Origin of the sequence: Stenotrophomonas lactitubi, assembly GCF_002803515.1 — a bacterium.
Lineage (GTDB): Bacteria > Pseudomonadota > Gammaproteobacteria > Xanthomonadales > Xanthomonadaceae > Stenotrophomonas > Stenotrophomonas lactitubi.
The window spans coordinates 2292965-2315307 of sequence record NZ_PHQX01000001.1; the positions used below are offsets into that span (position 1 = coordinate 2292965).

Annotated in this window: 22 protein-coding genes and 1 pseudogene; 4 read left to right on the plus strand and 19 right to left on the minus strand. The window is 65.8% G+C overall.

The window, feature by feature from the left end:
• Window positions 1-19: 19 nt before the first annotated feature.
• From CR156_RS10790 to CR156_RS10830, 9 genes and pseudogenes are all read right to left on the minus strand, one after another.
• Window positions 20-2416 carry a Tex family protein gene (locus CR156_RS10790; RefSeq protein WP_100552858.1) on the minus strand — a complete coding sequence of 799 codons (2397 nt, stop codon included), beginning with the start codon at window positions 2414-2416 and terminating at the stop codon, window positions 20-22.
• Between the two features lie 207 nt (window positions 2417-2623).
• Window positions 2624-2839 (minus strand): hypothetical protein, encoded by a 216-nt coding sequence (locus CR156_RS10795; RefSeq protein ID WP_025879252.1) that lies wholly within the window; start codon window positions 2837-2839, stop codon window positions 2624-2626.
• Between the two features lie 410 nt (window positions 2840-3249).
• Window positions 3250-4174 (minus strand): annotated as a pseudogene (locus CR156_RS10800) (IS110 family RNA-guided transposase).
• A 653-nt stretch (window positions 4175-4827) separates the two neighbouring features.
• Window positions 4828-5280, minus strand: a complete 453-nt coding sequence (locus tag CR156_RS10805; protein ID WP_100552859.1) for a hypothetical protein — start codon at window positions 5278-5280, stop codon at window positions 4828-4830.
• Window positions 5277-5480 carry a PspC domain-containing protein gene (locus CR156_RS10810; RefSeq protein ID WP_089235996.1) on the minus strand — a complete coding sequence of 68 codons (204 nt, stop codon included), beginning with the start codon at window positions 5478-5480 and terminating at the stop codon, window positions 5277-5279. Before CR156_RS10810 ends, CR156_RS10805 begins: the two co-directional genes overlap by 4 nt.
• A gap of 50 nt (window positions 5481-5530) precedes the next feature.
• Window positions 5531-5899 carry a YfeK family protein gene (locus tag CR156_RS10815; protein ID WP_100552860.1) on the minus strand — a complete coding sequence of 123 codons (369 nt, stop codon included), beginning with the start codon at window positions 5897-5899 and terminating at the stop codon, window positions 5531-5533.
• Window positions 5896-6963, minus strand: coding sequence for a class III poly(R)-hydroxyalkanoic acid synthase subunit PhaC (locus tag CR156_RS10820; protein WP_100552861.1), 1068 nt, complete (start codon window positions 6961-6963; stop codon window positions 5896-5898). The genes CR156_RS10815 and CR156_RS10820 overlap by 4 nt, the downstream gene beginning before the upstream one ends.
• Before the next feature lie 3 nt (window positions 6964-6966).
• The gene (phaE, locus tag CR156_RS10825; RefSeq protein ID WP_100552862.1) at window positions 6967-8055 is read right to left on the minus strand and encodes a class III poly(R)-hydroxyalkanoic acid synthase subunit PhaE; all 1089 of its coding nucleotides are present in this window, start codon (window positions 8053-8055) and stop codon (window positions 6967-6969) included.
• Window positions 8056-8077: 22 nt separating this feature from the next.
• The gene (locus tag CR156_RS10830; RefSeq protein ID WP_025879258.1) at window positions 8078-8692 is read right to left on the minus strand and encodes a CDP-alcohol phosphatidyltransferase family protein; all 615 of its coding nucleotides are present in this window, start codon (window positions 8690-8692) and stop codon (window positions 8078-8080) included.
• Window positions 8693-9037: 345 nt separating this feature from the next.
• Here CR156_RS10830 and CR156_RS10835 point away from each other — a divergent pair, with 345 nt between their 5' ends.
• Window positions 9038-9688 (plus strand): class I SAM-dependent methyltransferase, encoded by a 651-nt coding sequence (locus CR156_RS10835; RefSeq protein ID WP_100552863.1) that lies wholly within the window; start codon window positions 9038-9040, stop codon window positions 9686-9688.
• A 101-nt stretch (window positions 9689-9789) separates the two neighbouring features.
• On the opposite strand, the gene CR156_RS10840 is transcribed toward CR156_RS10835, so the two are convergent.
• From CR156_RS10840 to ppsR, 5 genes are all read right to left on the minus strand, one after another.
• Window positions 9790-11160, minus strand: a complete 1371-nt coding sequence (locus tag CR156_RS10840; protein WP_100552864.1) for an MATE family efflux transporter — start codon at window positions 11158-11160, stop codon at window positions 9790-9792.
• Window positions 11161-11275: 115 nt separating this feature from the next.
• A complete protein-coding gene (locus tag CR156_RS10845) occupies window positions 11276-11902 on the minus strand; it encodes a DUF2239 family protein (protein ID WP_100552865.1) in 627 nt (208 codons plus the stop codon).
• A 162-nt stretch (window positions 11903-12064) separates the two neighbouring features.
• Window positions 12065-12553 (minus strand): NUDIX hydrolase, encoded by a 489-nt coding sequence (locus tag CR156_RS10850; protein ID WP_100552866.1) that lies wholly within the window; start codon window positions 12551-12553, stop codon window positions 12065-12067.
• 40 nt (window positions 12554-12593) lie between these two features.
• Complete coding sequence (locus tag CR156_RS10855) at window positions 12594-13106, minus strand: DUF1249 domain-containing protein (protein WP_100552867.1); 513 nt, start codon at window positions 13104-13106, stop codon at window positions 12594-12596.
• Window positions 13107-13324: 218 nt separating this feature from the next.
• Window positions 13325-14146, minus strand: coding sequence for a posphoenolpyruvate synthetase regulatory kinase/phosphorylase PpsR (gene ppsR / locus CR156_RS10860; RefSeq protein WP_089236004.1), 822 nt, complete (start codon window positions 14144-14146; stop codon window positions 13325-13327).
• 145 nt (window positions 14147-14291) lie between these two features.
• Here ppsR and ppsA point away from each other — a divergent pair, with 145 nt between their 5' ends.
• On the plus strand, window positions 14292-16670 hold the full coding sequence (gene ppsA, locus CR156_RS10865; protein WP_089236005.1) for a phosphoenolpyruvate synthase: 2379 nt from the start codon (window positions 14292-14294) through the stop codon (window positions 16668-16670).
• A 151-nt stretch (window positions 16671-16821) separates the two neighbouring features.
• Window positions 16822-17715 carry a mechanosensitive ion channel family protein gene (locus CR156_RS10870; RefSeq protein ID WP_100552868.1) on the plus strand — a complete coding sequence of 298 codons (894 nt, stop codon included), beginning with the start codon at window positions 16822-16824 and terminating at the stop codon, window positions 17713-17715.
• Window positions 17716-17796: 81 nt separating this feature from the next.
• On the opposite strand, the gene CR156_RS10875 is transcribed toward CR156_RS10870, so the two are convergent.
• From CR156_RS10875 to tadA, 4 genes are all read right to left on the minus strand, one after another.
• Window positions 17797-18912 carry an alkene reductase gene (locus CR156_RS10875; RefSeq protein WP_100552869.1) on the minus strand — a complete coding sequence of 372 codons (1116 nt, stop codon included), beginning with the start codon at window positions 18910-18912 and terminating at the stop codon, window positions 17797-17799.
• A 124-nt stretch (window positions 18913-19036) separates the two neighbouring features.
• Window positions 19037-19909 (minus strand): EcsC family protein, encoded by an 873-nt coding sequence (locus CR156_RS10880; protein ID WP_100554142.1) that lies wholly within the window; start codon window positions 19907-19909, stop codon window positions 19037-19039.
• Window positions 19910-20022: 113 nt separating this feature from the next.
• On the minus strand, window positions 20023-20595 hold the full coding sequence (gene orn, locus CR156_RS10885) for an oligoribonuclease (protein ID WP_100460358.1): 573 nt from the start codon (window positions 20593-20595) through the stop codon (window positions 20023-20025).
• A 75-nt stretch (window positions 20596-20670) separates the two neighbouring features.
• Window positions 20671-21195, minus strand: coding sequence for a tRNA adenosine(34) deaminase TadA (gene tadA / locus CR156_RS10890; RefSeq protein WP_100552870.1), 525 nt, complete (start codon window positions 21193-21195; stop codon window positions 20671-20673).
• Between the two features lie 158 nt (window positions 21196-21353).
• Here tadA and CR156_RS10895 point away from each other — a divergent pair, with 158 nt between their 5' ends.
• Complete coding sequence (locus tag CR156_RS10895) at window positions 21354-21791, plus strand: acetyltransferase (RefSeq protein ID WP_100552871.1); 438 nt, start codon at window positions 21354-21356, stop codon at window positions 21789-21791.
• A gap of 30 nt (window positions 21792-21821) precedes the next feature.
• Here the strand turns inward: CR156_RS10895 and CR156_RS10900 are convergent, their stop codons facing one another.
• Window positions 21822-22325, minus strand: coding sequence for a GNAT family N-acetyltransferase (locus CR156_RS10900; protein ID WP_100554143.1), 504 nt, complete (start codon window positions 22323-22325; stop codon window positions 21822-21824).
• Window positions 22326-22343 lie beyond the last annotated feature (18 nt).

A 22343-nucleotide genomic window follows, 5' to 3' on the forward strand; every position in this document is an offset into this window, starting at 1 on the left:
CGGGAGGGGGACGGCAGACTCAGCTGCGCTTGGCCCTGGCGAACGCCTCGGCCAGGGCATTGTTGGCTGGCGGCGCGGCCGGTGCCGGGCGTCCGCCATTGCCCGGGTTGCGCCCCTGGCCACCACGCCCCTGCCCGGGGGTGCCCGCGTCGCGACGCGGGGCCTGCCCCTGGCTGCGTTCGTCACGGCTGCCCGGGCGGCTGGTGGCCTGGCCAGGCGTGTCATCCAGGCGACGGGTCAGGGCGATGCGTTTGCGCGGCACATCCACCTCCAGCACCTTCACCTTGACGATGTCGCCGGCCTTGACCACGTCGCGCGGGTCTTTCACGTAGGTATCGGACAGCGCCGAGATGTGGATCAGGCCATCCTGGTGCACGCCGATATCGACGAACGCACCGAACGCGGCCACGTTGCTCACCACACCCTCCAGCACCATGCCCTCGCGCAGGTCCTTGATGTCCTCGACGCCATCGGCGAAACGAGCCGCCTTGAACTCCGGGCGCGGATCACGGCCGGGCTTTTCCAGTTCCTTGAGGATGTCGCGCACGGTCGGCACACCAAACGTTTCGTCGGTGAACTGCTCGGCCTTCAACCCGCGCAGGAAACTACCGTCGCCGATCAGCGCCTTGATCGGGCGCCCGGTGCTGGCCACGATCCGCTCGACCACCGGGTAGGCTTCCGGATGCACCGACGATGCATCCAGCGGCTGATCACCATCGGCGATACGCAGGAAGCCCGCACATTGCTCGAACGTCTTCTCGCCCAAGCGCGACACCTTCAACAAGTCCTTGCGACGCTTGAACGGACCGTTGTCATCGCGGTGGCGCACGATGTTCTCGGCCACCGTCGACGACAGGCCCGACACGCGCGACAACAGTGCCGCCGACGCCGTGTTGACGTACACGCCGACAGCGTTCACGCAGTCCTCCACGCGCGCATCCAGCGCACGCGCCAGACGGTACTGATCCACGTCGTGCTGGTACTGCCCGACACCGATCGCCTTCGGCTCGATCTTCACCAGCTCGGCCAGCGGGTCCTGCAGGCGACGCGCGATCGATACCGCGCCACGGATCGACACGTCCAGGTCCGGGAACTCCTTGGCCGCCGTTTCCGACGCCGAGTACACCGAAGCCCCGGCTTCGCTGACCACGATTTTCTGCGGTGCGTTGTCACCCAGCGCCTTGATGGCTTCACCGGCCAGCTTGTCGGTCTCGCGGCTGGCGGTGCCGTTGCCGATCGCGATCAGCTGTACGTTGTGCCTGGTGCACAGCTGCTTGATCGTCTGCAGCGACTGCTCCCACTGCCGGCGGGGTTCGTGCGGGTAGATGGTATCGGTGGCGACCAGCTTGCCGGTGGCGTCCACCACGGCGATCTTGCAGCCGGTGCGGATGCCCGGGTCCAGGCCCAGCACACTTTTCGGGCCGGCCGGCGCGGCCAGCAGCAGATCCTTGAGATTGTCGCCGAACACGGCGATGGCTTCGGCCTCGGCTTTCTCGCGGGCCTGGTTGAACAGGTCCAGCAGCAGGTGCATGTGCAGCTTGGCCCGCCAGGTCAGGCGGCAGGCATCGAGCAGCCAGCGATCACCGGGGCGCCCCGCATCGCGAATGCCAGCGTTGTGCGCCACGCGCCCTTCAGCGTACTGATGCCCCGCCTCGGCATCCTTGCCCGGGTCCAGTTCCAGGAACAGGATCTCCTCGCGGCGCGCGCGGAACAACGCCAGCAACCGGTGCGAGGGGATCTTCGCCAGCGACTCGGCGTGTTCGAAGTAATCGCGGTACTTGGCGCCCTCGGTTTCCTTGCCCTCGGCAACGCGGGCACGGATCACCCCCTGCTCGCTCAACCAGCTGCGCAGTTCACCCACCAGCGTGGCGTCCTCGCCCCAGCGCTCCATCAGGATCGCGCGGGCACCTTCCAGCGCGGCCTTGGTATCGGCCACGCCCTTGTCGGCATCCACGAACGTGGCAGCAAAGACCTGCGGGTCCCGCGTCGGATCGCCCAGCAGGCCGTCGGCCAACGGCTCCAGTCCGGCTTCGCGGGCGATCTGCGCGCGGGTACGGCGCTTGGGCTTGTACGGCAGGTACAGGTCTTCCAGCCGGCTCTTGGTGTCGGCAGCGAGGATCTCGTTGCGCAGCTCATCGCTGAGCTTGCCCTGTTCGCCGATGCTGGCCAGCACCGCCGCACGGCGGTCTTCCAGCTCGCGCAGGTAGGTCAGGCGGGTTTCCAGGTTGCGCAGCTGGGTATCGTCCAGGCCGCCGGTGACTTCCTTGCGGTAGCGGGCGATGAACGGAACGCTGGCGCCTTCATCGAGCAGGCCGACGGCGGCGCTGACCTGGGCGGTCTGGGCACCGATCTCATCGGCGATGGTCTGGGCGATCTGCTGGGCGAGCTGGCGCTGGGCGTGCTTGGCGTCGTGCATTGTTTCCGGCCTGGGCCGCATTGCGGGAAAGGCCCATTCTTGCAATGCGCGGGCGGCAGGGACAAGGCGTTGACAGAACGGCGGTTCAGGCGGCGGGTCCGGATCGGACGCCGGCATCCTGGCAAGTGGGGCTCGGACTGGCCCTGGGGCTGGGATGCCGGCGCGGACGCGCGATGGTGGGGCGCGTCCTGCCGCGTATTGCGAAGGTCAGCGGTAGTGGCGGGCGGCACGCTGCATGACGATGTCGTCACGCAGGCTCTCAAGCGCCATCAGGCGGACCTTGCCGACACCCTGCAGTTCCATGAACCGCTCCGTGTAGAACTCCGGCCCCAGCGCGGTATCGGCGCGGGATTTGCTGAAGCCGTAGGGCACCACGCCCTTCTCGCCATCCTTGCTACCACCGACATAAAGAACGATTGCCATGTGATGTCTTCCTCCAAATTGCTACTGCGTACTGCACACGATGAGCGGTACTTGCGAGCCCATCGGGGTAGAGCTTACCGCGACCAAGCTGACTGGAACGTCACGAAGACTAATGACGATCGGTTGCATGCAGATGACTGCGGGATAGCAGCAGAATGCTTACGGATCTTTAACTTCCGTCTAACGAATGGAGGGATTTCCAGCCAACGGCGCAGCCCCTCGTGGGTGGGTTGGTTGGTCGCGGAATGCAAAAGCCGTCGCGCTGGTCGGCCGGGTTGGGTTCGCGGGGGACGCCGTGAATCCGTCCCTGGAGCAACTGTGTTGAGAGAGGGGCCTCGGCCCCTCCGACAGTCACGCACGGTAGTGCCGGCCGCTGGCCGGCAGCCTTTTGGGGCACGCGCAGACTGGCTTCAGGCGGGGATCGATCCGCCTTGAGCGTCACGCATGCGCGCGTTGAGAATCACCAGCATCTTCCGCATCACCGCCACGATGGCTACTTTTCCTTCTTTGCCTCGGGCTCGCAGCGACTGGTAGAAATTGCGCAGTCGAGGTTCATGCCGCATGGCCGACATGCTGGCCATGTAAAGCACCTGACGGATCTCGGCCCTGCCGCCATGGATGCTTCGTTTGCCGCGCATGGTTCCGCTGTCGTGGGACATGGGTGCTACACCGACCAGACTGGCGATGGCCTTGCCGCTGATCTTGCCCAGCTCCGGCAGATAGCTGGCCAATACCGCCTGCAGGACAGGGCCCACGCCTTTCATCGACTTCAGTACCGCCAGCTGAGGTTGCTGGGCAACCTGCTCGGCAATCTGCTGTCCCAAACGCCCAACCATCCTCTGCAGGCGGCTGATGTTGGCTTGCAGCAGTCGGCGCAACTCACGATCGGTCACCATCTCCTGCTGCTGGCGCGCTACGGTCAGGGCTTCCATCGTCTGTCGACGCGCCCGCACAAATTCCCGCAGCTTTTGCTGCCAGGGCTCCAGTGGCTGATAGGCGGGCAGTTTCACCAAGGCCGCCATCTGCGCCAATGCATAGGCATCCAGACGGTCGGTCTTGGCCACCTGGCCCATTCCCTGGGCCAGCCTGCGAGCCCGCAGCGCGTTGGCACGGACCACCGCATGACCGGCGTTGTGCAGGAAGTTCAGTACTGATTGTTCGTAGCCCCCAGTGGCCTCCAGTGGCCTCCAGCACGATCTGGCTCACCGGATGTTTCCTCAACCAGAGATCCAATTCAGCGAAACCCGAAGCGCTATTGCTGACCTGCAGCACCTCTCCGTCCGTCGTGCCGACATCCAGTTGGCGCTTGCTGACATCAATCCCGATCCCGTTCATCACCGGACTCCGTATAGTCTGGAAGGGTCGAGAGCTCCCCCGCTTGCCCAGTCTTATTACTGCGAGTGTCAGCTCCAGCAACTGTTCGGGCGGATCAAGGGAGATTCCGGCGTGGGCGCCAAGCTCCAAGGCGATCGTCGAGATCCAGGCTTACACGGCGGCCCACGCCGGCTCTCGACACCTACGTTGCCAGATTCCAATCAGATAAGGCTTGGCCGCGGCATCCATGCCGCGGACACCCCCGCGAACCCAACCCGCCCGCCCTCTGACAGATCTCTGCGGTCTGCCACCCACGGAAAAGAAAAAGAAGATCAAAAGCAAAAGCGGCTTGGCCAGCCGCTTCTTGTAGAGCCAAGCCCACGCTCGGCTGCGTTCAGGCCAGTCCGCGAAGCCGGGCGCAGACTCGGCTCTACACGAGCAAGCGCAGCGCGCGACCCGCTTCTGCTGTTCTTTTTCTTTTCCGTGGCTGGACGCACCCGGAAACTGTCAGGAGCCGGGCGGGGTGGGTTCGCGGGACCGTTGGCGCCATGGATGGCGCCATCGAGCCCCCAGGGATGGGTTTACGGCGTGTCCCGCGAACCCACCCCGCCCGGCCCAATCACATGATTCGCTCTACGCGACCACCCACGAGGGGCTGCGCCGTTGACTGGAAACTATGGCCACCAGCCATGCCCGAACCGCGCGTAATGATCAGCCGCACGCTCGAACGGATTGCGCGCGCTGACGCCGCCACACAGCAGATACACCGGCAGGTACAGCGGCCCCAGCACCAGGTACTGGTACACGTGTGCGCGCTCATGATCATCCAGCCGGATCAACGGCTCCACGCCCCACCCCGCCTGATGTGCATAGGTACGGCAGCACATGCCCAGGTCGTAGCCGGTGTGCAGGATCACGTTGCCGAGGGTAATCGCTCCGCCCGGGCCCCATGGCCAATGGTCGAAAACCACCGCGCAATCACGACCGCTCCAGCGCATCTTCGCACCACCCAGCAACCCGGCCAGACCGCCAAGCAGGCCGATCAGGGTATTGGGCACGGTCCACAGCGCGCCCAGCACCTGCAGCGCGCGCAGCCAGATCGGCCAGGGCCGGGACGCGGCGTTCAATCGGCCTCGTTGGGGATCAGCAGCCACAGCAACAGGTAGATCAGGATGCCCGGGAAGGCGGCCGATGCCAGCGAAATCACCACGTACAGCACCCGTACCAGGGTCGGGTTCCAGCCGAAACGATGGGCGATGCCGCCCATCACTCCGGCGATCATGCGGTCGTTCAGCGAGCGCGACAGGGTGCGCGGCACAGCGTTCATGGCGAGGTCTCCCGGCTGACTGGCTGCGGCCACTGTAGCGCCTGCCGTGTCTACGGCGTGCGTTGGCGCAATGCCTGCAGGCGGGCGCCGAACCACGCCGCAGAGGTCTGTTCGGGCTGGCCGGGGCAGCGGATCCGGTACGCCTTGCCACTCATGCTGCTCTGGCTCGCCGCACGCTCGATGAACTGCTCGGCGGTGTCGACCATGTCCTTCTTCAGCAGGTAGTCGTACTTGCGCTGCAGGTGCGAACGCGCATCGGCGGGACCGTACCAGCTGCCATTGCGCTGGAACTGGCACTGGGAGCCGTCCAGGCTGCCGATCAACTGTGTGATCTCGCGGCGCGCATCGGCGCTGGGCGCGGCGCCGGCAACGCCCGGTGCAAGGGCCAGCGCAAGCGCGATCAAGGGGAAATACTTCATGGCGTGCGTTCCTTCAGCCAGTTGTCGATGGTCGCCGGCACTTCGCGCTGCGCGCGGCCGGAGACGTAGATGCCGATGTGCCCACCGCGGAAACTGGACTCGGTGTAGTCCTGCGTGCCCAGCCGGCCACGCATCGCACGTGATGCATCCGGTGGCACCAGGTGATCCTGTTCGGCGTAGATGTTGAGCACGGGCAGGGTCACCTTGGCCAGGTCCACCGCCTCCTCACCGATATGCACGGTGCCGTTGACCAGCCCGTTGCCCTGGTAGAACTGCTTGATGAACTCGCGGAAGGCCTCGCCCGCCAGATCGGGCGAGTCGAAGATCCACTTTTCCATGCGCAGGAAGTCTTCCAGTGCGGCCTTGTCATCGAGGATGTCGAGCAGGCCCACGTACTTCTGCACGTTCAGGCGGAACGGCTTGAGCATCAGGTAGCTGGCATTCATCAGATCGGCCGGGATGTTGCCCAGCGTGTCCACCAGCAGATCCACGTCCACCTGCTGCGCCCAGTGCGACAGCATGTTGTCGGCGGTCTGGAAATCGACCGGGGTGACCATGGTGATGAGGTTGCCCAGCTTCTGCCGGCGCAGCGCGGCGTAGCACAGCGCGAACACGCCGCCCTGGCAGATGCCGAGCATGTCGACCGGGCCACCGCTGCGCGCGCGCAGCGCATCCACCGCGCCATCGATGTAGCGCAGCAGGTAATCCTCAAGCGTCTGGTAACGCTCGGAACGATCCGGATAGCCCCAGTCCAGCACGTACACGTCCTGGCCCAGCGCCAGCAGCTTCTGCACCAGTGAGCGATCGGCCTGCAGGTCGACCATGTATGGGCGGTTCACCAGCGCGTACACGATCAGCAGCGGCGTGCGCCGGACCGGTGCGTTCTCGCCGACGAAGCGATACAGCACCACCTTGCCATCGCGCCAGACTTCCTCGCGGGCGGTGGCGCCATAGTCGACATCCTCCACCTGCGGCAACAGCTTCAACCCTTCCATCAGCTTGCGCTGCATGGCCAGGGTCTCCTGCATCAGGTCATCGGCATTGAAGCCCAGCGGTCCTTTCATGGCTTACGACTTCCGCGTGGTGGTGCGGGAGGTGGCCTTCTTCGCTGGCGCCTTCTTCGCTGGCGCCTTCTTCGCTGGCACATTCTTCGCGGCAGCCTTCTTCGCTGGTGCCTTCTTCGCGGCAGGCTTGCGCGCGACGGGCTTCACCTTGGCAGGCGCCGGCTGGGCTACCGGATCGACCGCGTCGGTACCGGCAAGCACCGCTACCTGTGCCTGCAGCCGGCGCAGAGTACGCTCGAGCTCGGCGATGCGACGGTGGGCGGCATCCATCTCGGTTCGGGTCGGCAGGCCGATGCGTTCACTCATCTGTTCCATCTCGCGTTGCAGCCCCGCGCGCAGGCGCATCTGCGCATTGCCCAGCGCCGCGTAGATCTGCTGGAAAGGTGCCGACATGGCGACCTTGGCGTAGGCCTCCTCGGCCACTTCGATCCACAGATCGAACATCGCCCGTGCGCTGGTCAGCTGGCTGCCGGGCTGCTCATGCTCGGCCAGGCGCTGCTCGAACAGGTCGAACGCTTCTTCCAGCGCCTGCTTGATCTGCTCGACATAGGCCTGCGAGTGATGCTGGTACTCCTCCTGCGCGCGCAGCAGGGCCTGCCACCGCGCCTGGTGCTCGCGGCCGGGCCCGAACGCCGGGCTCTGCAGCCAAGGACCGGCCAGCGTCTGCAACTGCTGGAACCACGCCGCGAACTCGGGCGGAGCAGCGCCGGCATGGGTGCTGCCACGGGCGCCCTGCAGCATCCACTGCAGCATGCCGTCGCCCTGACCCTTTACCGCTTCACGCCAGGCCTGGGCAACCTCGGCACTGCTGGCATCGCGGCCGGCAAAGCGTGCAGCCACTTCCTGCATGGTGCCGTACCAGCTGCCAGCCTGTTCGCGGAACCGACGCACGGCCTCTTCCGGCGCTGCCGCCCCGGTCTCGGGCAGCAGTTGACCCCACCAGTCGAACAGGTGCTTCCAACTGCCCGGGTCGTCACCGGCGGGGGCCCCCTGCACAGTCGCGTGGCGCAGGGCATCGCCCCAGGCACCGAAGTACTGCCGGGCCAGGTTCTCGAAATCGCTGCTGCCGGCGTCGTTGGCCGAGCTGGTCATCGCGCTCCTCCGCAGGGCTGGGTCATGGCTTGGGAATGCGCAGGGTCTTGCTGATCATCAGCGACCCGGACAGCGCGAACAGCAGCACCAACGGATGCAGCTGCCAGGGGCCGATCTGCCACTGGCCCAGCCACAGGTCGTGGCCGATGGCATCGGTGCCGGCGGCGATCGCCAGCACGATCACCAGCGCCAGGCTGGTGGGGATCGGTGTTCCCTCGAAGTACTTCACCTTGCCTTCGTCACCGCTCATCGCCTCGGCGGTCACGTTGTAACGGGCCAGGCGGCTGACGCCGCAGCAGACGAAGTAGCTCAGCACCAGCCAGTCCCAGCCGCCCTGCATGCCACAGGCATAGGCCAGCGCTGCGGGTGCGACACCGAAGGAAATCACGTCCGACAGGGAGTCGAGCTCGCGGCCCAGGGTCGAACTGGACTTGCGCCAGCGCGCGATGCGGCCGTCCAGTGCATCGAAAATGAAAGCCAGCGGGATCAGCGCCATGCCGAACAGCAGATAGCCGCGCTCGCCATCCTGCAGGAAACGCATCGCGGCAAACACCGCGCCGGTGCCGCAGAAAGCGTTGGCGAGGGTGAACCAGTCCGCCAGATGGAACTCGCGCAGCATCGAGAAGTGACGTTTCATGAAGTCTCACGGGGCATCAAGGCCCACAGGGTACCGCGAGCGCCGCCACCGGCAACAGCGTGGGCTGACCCCGCCCTTCACCCGTCACTCACCGATCCTCACCGGCGGTGAATTTTTCGCCACCCATCTTGACAGCCTAGGGGGGTGGCGCCTGCCAGTGCTTATCCACAAAGTTGCCCACGCGTAATCCACACCCCCTGTGGACAAGTGGCTCTCACCGACTGCGACGCTGGACATTTCCTGATCACCTCAAGCCGGGGTTTCCCTACTTCCCAAGCCGATCGGCTGGCGCTATGGTCTGCGGCGGACCCGCCGCCGCCACGTCCGACTCCTTACCGACGGACGATGTTGATGCTGGATGCACGCACCCTGGCCGCGCAGTTGCGGCAGCCCCATGGCGAGGCCGCGCTGGCCGTGGGCGAATCGATGAACCGCAGCAACGGCGCCCTCAACCAGGCAGCAATCGCGTTGCTGGCCGTCGCTCCCGGAGAGCAGGTGCTGGAGATCGGCCCAGGCAACGCCGCCTTCGCGCCGCTGCTGCTGCAGGCCAGCGGCAGTTGCTACGTGGGCGTCGAGCTGTCCCGTGCCATGGTCGACGCCGGCAACCAGCATCTTGCCGCCAGCGGCCTTGCCGGGCGTGCCGCGCTGCGCGAGGGCGATGCCCATGCCCTGCCCTTGGCGGATGCCTGCGTCGATGCTGCGCTGGCGGTCAACACCCTGTACTTCTGGCCGAACCTGGCCCCCGTGCTGGATGAACTGGCGCGGGTGCTGCATCGCGGCGGCCGGCTATGCCTGGCCTTCGGCGATGCTGGATTCATGCGCAGCCTGCCCTTCGCCGCCGACTTCGAACTGCATGAGCTGGATGCCGTGGAGCTGGCGCTGCGGGTGTCCGGCTTCAGCGTCACGGCATGGCGCTCGCATCGCGAATGCACAACCGGCAATGACGGCCAGCAGCGGGAAAAGCACTTCCACCTGCTGCTGGCGCGCCGCCGGTAGGGCCGGCCACTTGAACTGCAAAAGACTGCTCTGCTGACGCTTGGGCGATAGCGGAATGCAGGAACGTCACAGGCCCCGCCCCGCTCCGCATGTGCTCTGGCTCAGGCTCGAACAGCAAGCCGGCGCCTCCAGCCGAAGAAGCAAAGCAGCTGCAGCAACAGCATCGCCAGCAACCCCAGCGGCCAGGCCCACCACAGCCCAGCCAAGCCATGCCGCGCCTGCAGCCACGTCGCCAACGGCAGCTCCAGCAGCAGGACAGCGGCTACTCCCGCCAGCGCCGGCAGCAGCACGAAGCCGCTGCCGCGCATCACCCCGACCAGCACCGCGCTGATTCCCATCGCCAGCACGCCCCACACAACCGTGCGCAACTGCTGGGCCGCCAGTTCCCGCACCGCCGGCGCATCCAGGATCAGCCCAGCCAGCCACGGCGCCAACCCGACTGCCAGAGCCACCACAAGCGTCAACAGACCCAGGCCCAGCAGCACACCGGTGCGGGCGATCTCCGGCAGCCGCGTCGCCCGACCCGGGCCCATCGCGTGGGCGGCGAGGATGGTGGCGGTGATTCCGAGCGACATGGCCGGCAGCTGCACCCAGCTCATCAACTGGTTGACCGCACCATACGCGGCGGTCGCTTGGTAGCCATGGTTGTTGATCCAGCCCAGCAGCACGATCTCGGCAATGGCCAGACTGAGCATCTGCAGGGAAGATGGCGCACCAATGCGCAGCATCGAACGCACCAGCGCCCCATCGAAACGAATGGCACCGAGCAGCTCCCGGCCTGGAGCGAGCGGATGACCGACGCAATGCCAGCGCCACAGCAACCAGCCCAGCGCCAGCGCTGAGGCGAACACTGCCGACAAGGCCGCACTGGCGGCCCCCAGCTTCGGCAGGCCGGCCCAGCCCAGGATCAACAGCGGTGTGCACAACAGGCCGACCACGGTAGCCAGCAACAGGGCATGCAGCGGCGTCTTCGCATCTCCCACTGCACGACTGACGGCGGTGGCCAGCCACAGCAGGAAAAAGACCGGCGCACCCAACAGCACGATCCGCGCATAGACGATGGCCTCGACCAGGATCGGCGCTGGTGTTCCCAGTGCCACAAGCAGTTGGGGCGCGAAGATGCCACCCACCGCCATCACCAGCGCCGACAACATCACCACCAGGGCCACCGCGCTGCCAGCGACAGCCTGCGCCTGTTGCGGCCTGCCACTACCCCACGCCTGTCCGATCAGCACCATGGCCCCGGTCGCCAGGCCCATCACCAATGCCAGCAGCAGGAAGAAGACGGGGAAGAACGCGGCGGCGGCGGCTACCGCCTGCGTTCCCAGCAGATGGCCAAGGTAGATGTTGTCGAGCGTGCCTGCGGCCAGCTGCAACGCATTGGTCAGCAGCATCGGCAACAGCAGGGCCAGGTAGCTGCGCCACAGCGGTGGCGTCATCGCCGGGGACATCGGGTTGGAAGCAGAGTTCATGGGATTCCATGGGCAAGGCGCCGCCCTGCCCGGCATCTCCGCCAGCAAAGGAAGCACACAGGGGATGGTGCGCAGCCCGCGATCAGGACGACTGAATCACGCGCCGCGCGGTGATTCAGTCGTCGCCGTCCGCAGCGTCATCGAAGGCAAGGCACAGGGCGTGGCTGCGCACATCCGCTGGCCAGGACTGCAGCGCTGCCTCAAGCCCGGCGCGATCATGCGCGAACAGCACGCGGATGACCTCTTCGAAGCCCGGCAGGTCACCGGCGATGGCCTGCAGGAAGTGATAGGCGCGCTCGGTGTAGCGGCGCGTGCGGTCCTTGTCCGCACCGGCGCGGCTGGCCGCTTCCACCAGCCGGCGCAGCACCACCGAGGCACCGCCCGGCTGTTCGGCCAGCCATGCCCAGTGACGAGGCAGCAGAGTCACCTCGCGGGCGATCACACCCAGCTTGGGACGTCCGCGGCCACGCGGGACGACGGACGCGTCATCGACCAGGGGGCCCTCATCCACTTCGACTGGCGCTGGAAACGCCTTGGCAATACGCACCAGCAGCTGCGCATCACTGCCACGAGTATCGAAATCGTGGGTACGGCCGGTGGCGTTGTCGAATACCAGTAGTGGACCGGGCGCGTTGTCCGCGCGCAACTGCTTGAGTGCCATTGCGGCCGCTTCCGGCGTACCAGAGACGACCAGGCGATGGCCGTCGAAACAGCTGAAAGGGGCGAGTCGGGATGCTTGCATGACAATGGCATCAGTGAGGATGCGTAAATATTACCCGGGTAATTTAATGACGTCAAATATTGCCCGGGTATTAATTAACCATCACATCCATGAGCATGCCGGGCAAGGCCGGTGCTCAATCAAGCGATCAGGATCAGCCTTCAATCTGATCTGCTCACCGCGTCAAAGACGGCTGAAGGACCAGCTCTGCATGCGTCCATCCCGGTAAGGCATCACCCCGTGGAACGGGCGCGGATCGGCATCGAACACCAGCGGCAGGAAGTTGCGGTCGCCCTCCCACATGGGCAGCGTGTCCAGCTTGTCCACGTCCACCCACTCCAGGGTGCCTTCGTGGTTGCCGCCGTGCGGGGCACCCTCGAAGCTGTCGATGACGAACACGAAACCGAACCAGTCTTCGCCATGCTTGCCGAAACCCGGCCAGCTGATGGTGCCGCGCAGGCGCATGGCGGTGCAGTCGATGCCGGCTTCCTCTGCGATCTCACGGCGCATGCCGGCGGCCACGTCCTCGGTGGGCTCGACCTTGCCGCCCAGGCCGTTGTACTTGCCCAGGTGGTGGTCACCCGGCCGGGTATTGCGATGGATCATCAGCACCTGGCGACGATCGGGCGAGAGCACATAGCCCAGGGTGGCGACGATCGGGGTATACGGCATGTGCGAATCCGGCGGCGGGTCAGCCGTGGATTATGGCCGATCAACGCACCAGCGACAGGCGACGATCGCCGGCACCCACGGTGTTGCCGTCAGGGTCAAGGCGCAGGGTAGCCACGCCATGGCCGCGTTCGGCCAGGTATTCCAGCCATTTGCCGAGGAAGGTGTTCATCCGCATGCGATGGCTGATCAGTTCGGCCGGCGGCGGGTACAGGCCCATCGTGTCCTGCCAGCGGCGGCCGACGTAGCAGTGGGTGGTCTCGGCCTGGCGCGCGTCCCGGTACAGACGGACGAAGGCCGATGGGTCAGGTTCACCGGTCACCGGGTCGGCCAGGTCGTAGGTCAGGCGCAGCTCCACCGTGTAGCGGTGGCACTCGATCACATCCAGGCGCACGTCCAGGCCGTCACCTACCGAGGAGACGTAGCTTCCCGCCACCAGCTCGGCCGGCGCGAACAGGCGCACCAGGTGGCGGTAATTCTCCGCGTACAGCCCCATCAGCCAGCTCAGCCGGCTCAGGCGGGGAATGCGCTCGGTACGGGGCAATGCTCGGGCCATGGGTTGATCCTACACGTTGGCCCTTCAACGTGGGGACAGTTCAACCCGCAGCCAAGCCGCCAACGGCGATCACCCCTGTAGAGCCGAGCCCATGCTCGGCTGCTCTTCGGCCAGAACCCGGTGGCCCAGCCGAGCATAGGCTCGGCTCTACAGGGCGCAGTTGAAGCGCCCATTGGTAGTGCCGGCCGCTGGGCGGCAGCGCGGCGCGAGGGAAAGGATCAATACAGCTCGCGCTGCAATCCCAGCGTACCCAGCACCTTGCTGGAGATCTCCTCGATCGAGGTATGGGTGGTGCTGAGGGTCGGGATGCGTTCCATCTGGAACATGACCTCCGCTGCGGCCACCTCGCGCTTGCAGGTGTCCAGGTTGGCGTAGCGCGAATTGGGCCGGCGCTCCTGGCGGATCTGCTGCAGGCGGTCCGGGTCGATGGTCAGGCCGAACAGCTTGCGTCGGTAGTTGCGCAGCCGTGGCGGCAGGCGGTCGCTCTCCAGATCCTCGTCGGTCAACGGGTAGTTGGCCGCGCGCACCCCGTAATGCAGGGCCAGGTAGATGCAGGTGGGCGTCTTGCCCGCCCGCGACACCGCCACTAGGATCACGTCGGCGTCGTCGTAATTCACCGCGATGCCATCGTCATGGGTCAGCGCGAAGTTCATCGCGTTGATGCGCCGGTGGTAGGTGTCGAAGTCGACCATGCCGTGGGCCTGGCCGACCCGGTTCAGGCGCGAGCTGGACAGTTCGCGCTCCAGCGGCTCGATGAACGGGGCGAACACATCCAGCATCAGCGCCCCGCTTTCGGACAGGATCACGCTCAGGCTCTGGTCCACGCAGGAGTTCACCACGATCGGCCGGACCTGGTACCGCTCCCCCGCCGCCTGGATCCGGGCACACGCTTCCCGGGCTTTTTCGGGGTCATCGACAAATGACATCCGGTCGGTAATGAAGCTGAACCCGGAGAACTGGGTCAGCAGGCTATGCCCAATGGTTTCAGCGGTGATACCGGTTCCATCGGAAACGTAGAACACCGGACGGATGGTCGACATGCGCGCATTTACCCCCTACGAAGCCTAAAAGGGCCGTCAACACAAGCTTGTGCCGACGGTGGTCTGCCCGGCATCATATCGGCTTCTTCCTACGGACGCGGCCATCCAAGCCCGCCTCGGGCGATGGCCAAACGGAGCATCGCGCTTGAACGAGAACATCCTGTGGTTGCACGAACTGCGTCTGGCCGACCTGGCCCGCGTAGGCGGCAAGAATTCCTCGCTGGGCGAGATGATCGGCAACCTGGCCGGTCTGGGCGTCTCCGTTCCTGGAGGTTATGCGACCACGTCTGAAGCCTTCAAGGACTTCATCGCGCACAACGACCTGTCCAAGCGCATCTTCGACAAGCTGGCCACGCTGGACGTCGAGGACGTCACCGCGCTGACCGCGGCCGGCAAGGAAATCCGCAGCTGGGTGATCGATGCGCCGCTGCAGCCGCAGCTGGACCAGGACATCCGCAGCGCCTACGCCAAGCTGAGCGCCGACAACGGTGGCGGCGACGTGGCCGTAGCCGTGCGTTCTTCGGCCACCGCCGAAGATCTGCCCGATGCCTCCTTCGCCGGTCAGCAGGAAACCTTCCTCAACGTCACTGGTGCCGACGATGTCGTGCACAAGGTCAAGGAAGTGTTCGCCTCTCTGTACAACGACCGTGCCATCGCCTACCGCGTGCACCACGGCTTCAAGCACGAAGACGTGTTCCTGTCGGCGGGCGTGCAGCTGATGGTGCGTTCGGGCGTGGGTTCGTCCGGCGTGCTGTTCACCCTGGACACCGAATCCGGCTTCCGCGACGTGGTGTTCGTCACCTCCTCGTTCGGTCTGGGCGAAATGGTCGTGCAGGGCGCGGTCAACCCCGACGAGTTCTACGTCTACAAGCCCACCCTGCAGGCCGGCAAGCCGGCGATCCTGCGCCGTTCGCTCGGCAGCAAGGCGATCCGCATGGTGTATTCGGATGTCCCCGGCGAGCGCGTCAGGATCGAGGACACCCCGGCCGAACTGCGCACCACCTTCTCGATCAACGATGAAGACGTGGCCGAACTGTCGCGCCAGGCACTGACCATCGAAAAGCACTACGGCCGCCCGATGGATATCGAGTGGGCCAAGGACGGTGTCAGCGGCAAGCTGTTCATCGTGCAGGCGCGCCCGGAAACCGTGAAGTCGCGCAGCCATGCCACCCAGATCGAGCGTTTCGCGCTGACCGAAAAGGGTGGCAACGTTCTCGCCGAAGGCCGCGCCGTCGGCGCCAAGATCGGTGCTGGCGTGGCCCGCGTGGTGAAGACGCTGGAAGACATGAACCGCGTGCAGCCGGGCGACGTGCTGATCGCCGACATGACCGATCCCGATTGGGAGCCGGTGATGAAGCGCGCATCGGCGATCGTCACCAACCGCGGTGGCCGTACCTGCCACGCCGCGATCATCGCCCGCGAGCTGGGCGTGCCGGCCGTGGTCGGTTCGGGCAACGCGACCAAGGTCATTGAAGATGGCCAGCTGGTCACCGTCAGCTGCGCTGAAGGCGATACCGGCTTCATCTACGAAGGCAAGCTCGGTTTCGAGCGCACCACCACCGATCTGGGCAACATGCCGCCGGCACCGTTGAAGATCATGATGAACGTGGCCAACCCGGAACGTGCCTTCGACTTCGGCCAGCTGCCGAATGCCGGCATCGGCCTGGCTCGCCTGGAAATGATCATCGCCAGCCACATCGGCATCCACCCCAACGCGCTGCTGGAATACGACCGCCAGGACGCCGCGACGAAGAAGAAGATCGACGAGAAGATCGCCGGTTATTCCGATCCGGTCGGCTTCTACGTGGACCGTCTGGCCGAAGGCATCGCCACCCTCACTGCCTCGGTCGCACCGAATCCGGTGATCGTGCGCCTGTCGGACTTCAAGTCCAACGAGTACGCCAACCTGATCGGCGGCAGCGGCTACGAGCCGCACGAAGAGAACCCGATGATCGGCTTCCGCGGCGCCAGCCGTTACGTCGATCCGAGCTTCTCGGCTGCCTTCGCGCTGGAGTGCAAAGCCGTGCTGCGCGTGCGCAACGAGATGGGCCTGGACAACCTGTGGGTCATGATCCCGTTCGTGCGCACCCTGGAAGAAGGCCGCAAGGTCGTCGAGGTGCTCGAACAGAATGGCCTGAAGCAGGGCGAGAACGGCCTGAAGATCATCATGATGTGCGAAGTGCCGTCCAACGCACTGCTCGCCGATGAATTCCTGGAAATCTTCGACGGCTTCTCGATCGGCTCCAACGACCTGACCCAGCTGACCCTGGGCCTGGATCGCGACTCGTCGATCGTCGCGCACCTGTTCGATGAGCGGAACCCGGCGGTGAAGAAGCTGCTGTCGATGGCGATCAAGTCCGCACGTGCCAAGGGCAAGTACGTCGGCATCTGCGGCCAGGGCCCGTCCGATCATCCGGATCTGGCAGAGTGGTTGATGCAGGAAGGCATCGAGTCGGTGTCGCTGAACCCGGACACTGTGGTCGATACCTGGCTGCGTCTGGCCAAGTTGAAGGCCAAGGGTTGAGCCGTTGATGCTTGATGGCTGACGTCGCTTTCATCGACGTCGGCCCATACTGAAGTTGCACGCAAGCCCCGCCTTCGCGGGGCTTGCTGTTTCTGGCGTCCGCGCACGCCATGTTCCTGTCGTACATGTTCCCGTTGCAAAAGGAGTCCGCATGATCGCCGCTGCCCCACCCTCGCCCGCCACGACGTCCTGGTTCCATTCGCTCGACTGGGAGCGTCTGCTGGAAACCTACGGCGTGCCGTTGCTCGCTGCCATCGTCGTGTTTCTGGTCGGGATGTGGGTCGCACGCCGACTGTCCAATGCGATGCCGCGCGCGACCACGCGCATGGGCATGGACCCGATGCTGGGCAACTTCCTGCGCAACGTGGTGTACGCCACCTCGCTGGTGATCGTAGTGCTGCTGGCCATCGATACGCTCGGCGTAAGGATCACTCCGCTGCTGGCCGTGCTCGGCACCGCCGGTCTGGCCGTTGGCCTGGCACTGAAGGATTCGCTGTCGAACATTGCCTCGGGCGTGATGCTGGTGACCCTGCGCCCGTTCCGCGTGGGCGACGTGGTGACCATCGCCGGGCAGACCGGCACCGTGCGCGAAGTACGCATTTTCCAGACCGTGATCACCGGTGCCGACAACCAGCACACCACCATTCCGAACACGCTGATCACCGCCGCACCGATCATCAACCTTACGGCAGAGCCCACCCGCCGCGTCGAACTGGTGGTGGGCATCGGTTACGAAGACAACATCCAGCTGGCCCGCGATACCGCACTGGCGCTGATGAAGGCCGACCCGCGCGTGCTGCAGACGCCCGCACCGGACGTGGTGGTGTACGAGCTGGGTGCGCACGCGATCAACCTGGGCATCCGCTGCTACGTGAAATCGGCCGATCACTTCGGCACCAAGGTCACCCTGCTGGAGCAGATCAAGCTGGGCTACGACAAGGCCGGCATCAACATCCCGTATCCGCAGCAGGACATGCACCTGTACCTGCATGGCAAGGATGGCGGCGTGGTCGAGGCAGACGCACTGGTGCGCGACAGGCCCTGATCCATCCTGGTAGTGCCGACCAACGGTCGGCACCCACCCACCAGCATCGGTAGCGCCGGGCCATGCCCGGCGGACGCGGAGTCAGGCCTCCACGGCCTCTTCCAGCGTCGGATAATCGGTAAATCCGACCGAGCCACCACCGAAGTACGTCGCGCGATCCGGCGAATTCAACACCGCGCCGGTGCGCAGGCGCTCAGGCAGATCCGGGTTGGCGATGAACGGCCGGCCGAAGCCGATCAGGTCGGCCCAGCCTTCCGCCAGCGCCTGCCCGGCACGCTCCGCGGTGTACTTGCCGGCGTAGATCAACGTGCCCGGATAGATCATCCGCAGCGCCTGCTTGAACGCCACCGGCATCAACGGGGCATCCTCCCAGTCGGCCTCGGCGATGTGCAGGTATCCCACACCCAGCTCGCCCAGCAGGTGCGCGGCAGCCAGATAGGTCGCCTGCGGCGTGTCGTCCACCGCCCCCTGCAGCGTGGTCAACGGCGCCAGACGCACGCCGACACGCTCGCCGCCAGCGACATCGACCACCGCCTGCACCGCCTCGCGCAGAAAGCGCAGGCGATTCTGCAGCGCGCCGCCGTAGCCATCGGTACGCTGATTGGCCTGCGAGTCGATGAACTGGTTGATCAGGTAGCCGTTGGCACCGTGCAACTCAACGCCATCAAAGCCAGCGGCCAGTGCATTGCGGGTCGCCTGCGCATAGTCGGCCACGATGCCCGGGATCTCGTCCTCACCCAGCGCGCGCGGCATCGAGTGCTGGATCATCTCGCCCACGCCGGATTCCGGACCGGCGCCGGTGGGGTCGACAAAGACCTTCACCCCTTCGGCCAGCAGTGCCGAGGAAGAGACCGGCGCCGCGCCGTCCGGCTGCAGAGCAACATGGGACACCCGGCCTACATGCCAGAGCTGGGCATAGATGCGACCACCGGCCGCGTGCACGGCATCGGTGACCCTGCGCCAGCCCTGCACCTGCGCTTCGCTGTGGATGCCAGGGGTCCAGGCATAGCCCTGGCCCTGCGGGCTGATCTGGGTGCCTTCGCTGACGATCAGGCCGGCACCGGCACGCTGGGCGTAGTACTCGGCCATCTCTGCGGTGGCGACATTGCCGGCAGCCGCACGCGAGCGGGTCATCGGCGGCATCACGATGCGGTTGGGCAGCGTCAGCGCGCCCAGGCGGTGGGGGGTGAACAACATGGCGGCATTCTCTTGCGGGGGATTGCCGGCAAGGATGGGGATGGCGCTGCGCGCGCAACAGGCGCGTTCGTGCAAAACAGTTGTGCCGCCGAGGCAACGATGCCGCCTCCACGCATGGCGTGGATTACAACGTCGGCTCGATCAACACCCCGCCGTGCGCGATGCGGTCATAGCAGGTGCGCACCACTTCCTCGCCGTACTTCAGCTCCAGCCGGCGCACGATGAAATGGCCACGGGCCATGTCCTGGTAGTAGTCGGTGAACATGGTATTGAGCGTGGCGCCGGCTGCCGCACCGACGATCGGCACCGCCTGCGCGGCAAACTTCTCGGTGATCACCACACCGAAGCGCGCGGCGACCTTTTCCACCAGCTTGGCCAGCAGCTTGCCGGCTTCCTTCGGCGCCACGCCCAGGGTCAGGTCGCGTCCCGTCACCACGCGCCCGGCCAGTTCGGCCGACAGGTGGCGCATCACATCGGTGGTGAAGCCACGGGCCAGGTAGTAGCCGGTCTCGCTGGCATCGTCGCGCGGCGAATTGCCGCCCAGTGCGAACACCTCCAGGCAGGCCTGGCGGGTACTGAACTGCGATAGATCGAAGCCTTCGCTGCGGGCCACATCGGCCACCGCGCGCATCATGATCGTGGTCGACACTGGCAACTCGATGAACAGCGCGGCAAAGCCGAACGCACCACCAACCGCGCCCGACGTCGCCGCCGCCAGCTTGTGCCAACGTGTCGAGGCTCCCTTGCCAGGAGTGTTGTCCATGCTCCACAGCGCGGCCTGCACGGATTTGGACAACGCCGCCTGCACCGCGCCGTGGATGCGGTTGGACACCGAGGTGGGAAGCGCCTTCACCGCGAACTCCAGCGGCGTCCCGACCAGGTTGGCCATGCGTGCGGTGATCGTGGGTGCCTCGAGCAAGGCAACCGCCCGCTGCAGGTCAGACCAGTCGCCGGCGTCGTGGGCGATATCACGGGGCAGCAGGATGGGGTCATTCATGCGGCCGATCATAGCGCCGCGGAGTTGAACGCAGCGTAGTGCCGGCCGTTGGCCGGCAGCACCTGATCCTCACCTGCGCCGCAGGGTTGCCGGCCAGCGGCCGGCACTACCCATCAAGGGGTCGGCAGGCCCGACAGTGCGCCCATGAACTGGCGGTAGTGGCGCAGTTCGTTGATCGAATCGTGCACATCGCTCAGCGCGGTGTGGTTGCTGTTCTTGCCCACGCCAGCGGCCACGGTCGGCGCCCAGCGCTTGGCCAGTTCCTTCACCGTGGACACGTCCAGGTTTCGGTAGTGGAAGTACTTCTCCAGCCGCGGCATCTGCCGGTGCAGGAAGCGGCGGTCCTGGCAGATGGAGTTGCCCGACATCGGCGACACGCCGGCCGGAATCCACTGCGCCAGGAAGGCGACTGTCTGCGCTTCGGCCTGGCCGAGCGTCGTGGTGCTGTCGATGACACGCTGCCACAGGCCCGAACGACGATGCTGGTTGCGGTTCCACTCGTCCATCGCTTCCAGTGTTTCCAGCGGATGGTGGATGGCGAACTCCGGGCCCTCGGCCAGCACGTTGAGCTGGGCATCGGTGACCACGGTGGCGATCTCGATGATCGAATCGTTGTCGGTATCCAACCCGGTCATTTCCAGGTCGATCCAGATCAGTCGCTCGTTGGCCGCGCCGTTCTCTGCCATCGTGTCGCCTCGTTGCTGGGCAGGCACGAGGCCGGCCGGTAAAGGAAAGTGGCGGCCATCATACCCTTTCGCCACTCAGCCCTCGCCAGCGCGGTCCTCCAGCAGCAGCGGCGGCTTGCCGCGCTTGGCCCGGAAATAGTTGGTCAGGCGGTTGCTCGCCTCCTTGGCCAGCACGCCGGCATGGACCTCGACCCGGTGATTGTGGCGGGCATCACCGACCAGATCGAACACGCTGCCACAGGCACCCGTCTTGGGATCGCTGGCACCGTAGACCAGGCGCGCCACACGGGCATGCACGATCGCCATCGCGCACATCGCGCACGGCTCCAGGGTGACATACAGGGTGCTGCCGATCAGGCGGTGATTGGCCAGCATCCGCCCGCCCTCGCGCATGGCCACGATCTCGGCATGCGCACTGGGATCGTGCGAGGCAATGTTGAGGTTCCAGCCCTCGCCCAGCAGCTGACCGTCTGCGCCCACCAGCACCGCGCCGACCGGGATCTCGTCGAACTCACGCTGTGCGCGTTCGGCCAATGCCAACGCGTGACGCATCCAGTGCTCGTCGGCGTCGTGCACGGGCACGCCCAGGGTGTCGGTCATGGCGGTTCTCGAATTCGAACAGTTCAGCGCGACCGCAGTGTAGCGCAGGCCTCTGTGACCAAGTCGACAGCGCCTCGCAGGCCGCCTCCAAACGGCATCTTCCCTCCAGTTCCGGCCGCTATACTTGCGTGCACTTGCGAAGCACCTTGGACATGCCCATGACCACCCTGCGCCCTTCCCGCGCTACCGATGGCGACGCTCTCGTCGACCTCTGGCGCCGGGCCGTCGACGCCACCCATGACTTCCTCAGTGCCGAAGACCGCCAGGCCATCGACGCCGAAGTCGCCGGCTTCCTGCCGCACGCCCCGCTGGTCGTGGCAGTCGACGACCAAGACCGGCCGCAGGGTTTCATGCTGATCGACGGCTCGCACATGGAAGCGTTGTTCATCGATCCCGACGTGCGCGGAACCGGCATCGGCCGCCAGTTGCTGCTGCATGCGGTGGCCCGGCACCCGCAACTGACCACCGACGTCAATGCGCAGAATGCACAGGCTGTGGGCTTCTATCAGCGCATGGGTTTCACTGAAACCGGCCGCTCGCCGGTGGATTCGCAGGGTCGTCCATATCCCCTCATTCACCTTCGCCATCAAGGCTGACCGGCGCCCGGAGCGCCGGCCGTCCGCCGATCAACCGACCGCGTCGAACGCCGGCGAGTAACGTACCTCGCCCTGCGCCATCGGCGGCTGCAGGCACAGCGTCTGGAAGTATTCCGCCGGCACGCCCGGCAGCACCAGATCCGGCACGGCACGAAAACCAAAACGCCCGTAATAGCCTGGCTCGCCCAACAGCACGCAGCCCCGCGCGCCCTGCACGCGCAACGCCTCGATCGCGGCCCGCATCAATGCCGTGCCCACGCCATGTCCCTGCTGCTCCGGCAGCACCGAAATCGGCCCGAGCCCGAACCAGCCCTGGCTGCCGTCCTGCACACTGACCGGGGAAATCGCGACATGACCGACCAGTCGGCCGGCATCCTCCGCCACCAGCGAGATGCTCAACTCGCCACGCTCACGCAATGCATCGACGATGTGGTGTTCGGTGTGGCTGCTGTGCGGTGCGTTGCGGAAGGCCGCCTCGGTCAGCGAGTGGATTCCAGCAGTGTCTGCGGGCAGTTCAGGGCGGATGGAAAGCATCGTCGGCATGTCTTCGGA

Coding starts and splice junctions, on each gene's coding strand:
- CR156_RS10790 (WP_100552858.1), bottom strand. CDS start 2,416: ATGCACGACGCCAAGCACGCCCAGCGCCAGCTCGCCCAGCAGATCGCC.
- CR156_RS10795 (WP_025879252.1), bottom strand. CDS start 2,839: ATGGCAATCGTTCTTTATGTCGGTGGTAGCAAGGATGGCGAGAAGGGC.
- CR156_RS10810 (WP_089235996.1), bottom strand. CDS start 5,480: ATGAACGCTGTGCCGCGCACCCTGTCGCGCTCGCTGAACGACCGCATG.
- CR156_RS10815 (WP_100552860.1), bottom strand. CDS start 5,899: ATGAAGTATTTCCCCTTGATCGCGCTTGCGCTGGCCCTTGCACCGGGC.
- CR156_RS10820 (WP_100552861.1), bottom strand. CDS start 6,963: ATGAAAGGACCGCTGGGCTTCAATGCCGATGACCTGATGCAGGAGACC.
- phaE (WP_100552862.1), bottom strand. CDS start 8,055: ATGACCAGCTCGGCCAACGACGCCGGCAGCAGCGATTTCGAGAACCTG.
- CR156_RS10830 (WP_025879258.1), bottom strand. CDS start 8,692: ATGAAACGTCACTTCTCGATGCTGCGCGAGTTCCATCTGGCGGACTGG.
- CR156_RS10835 (WP_100552863.1), top strand. CDS start 9,038: ATGTTGATGCTGGATGCACGCACCCTGGCCGCGCAGTTGCGGCAGCCC.
- CR156_RS10840 (WP_100552864.1), bottom strand. CDS start 11,160: ATGAACTCTGCTTCCAACCCGATGTCCCCGGCGATGACGCCACCGCTG.
- CR156_RS10845 (WP_100552865.1), bottom strand. CDS start 11,902: ATGCAAGCATCCCGACTCGCCCCTTTCAGCTGTTTCGACGGCCATCGC.
- CR156_RS10850 (WP_100552866.1), bottom strand. CDS start 12,553: ATGCCGTATACCCCGATCGTCGCCACCCTGGGCTATGTGCTCTCGCCC.
- CR156_RS10855 (WP_100552867.1), bottom strand. CDS start 13,106: ATGGCCCGAGCATTGCCCCGTACCGAGCGCATTCCCCGCCTGAGCCGG.
- ppsR (WP_089236004.1), bottom strand. CDS start 14,146: ATGTCGACCATCCGTCCGGTGTTCTACGTTTCCGATGGAACCGGTATC.
- CR156_RS10870 (WP_100552868.1), top strand. CDS start 16,822: ATGATCGCCGCTGCCCCACCCTCGCCCGCCACGACGTCCTGGTTCCAT.
- CR156_RS10875 (WP_100552869.1), bottom strand. CDS start 18,912: ATGTTGTTCACCCCCCACCGCCTGGGCGCGCTGACGCTGCCCAACCGC.
- CR156_RS10880 (WP_100554142.1), bottom strand. CDS start 19,909: ATGAATGACCCCATCCTGCTGCCCCGTGATATCGCCCACGACGCCGGC.
- orn (WP_100460358.1), bottom strand. CDS start 20,595: ATGGCAGAGAACGGCGCGGCCAACGAGCGACTGATCTGGATCGACCTG.
- tadA (WP_100552870.1), bottom strand. CDS start 21,195: ATGACCGACACCCTGGGCGTGCCCGTGCACGACGCCGACGAGCACTGG.
- CR156_RS10895 (WP_100552871.1), top strand. CDS start 21,354: ATGACCACCCTGCGCCCTTCCCGCGCTACCGATGGCGACGCTCTCGTC.
- CR156_RS10900 (WP_100554143.1), bottom strand. CDS start 22,325: ATGCTTTCCATCCGCCCTGAACTGCCCGCAGACACTGCTGGAATCCAC.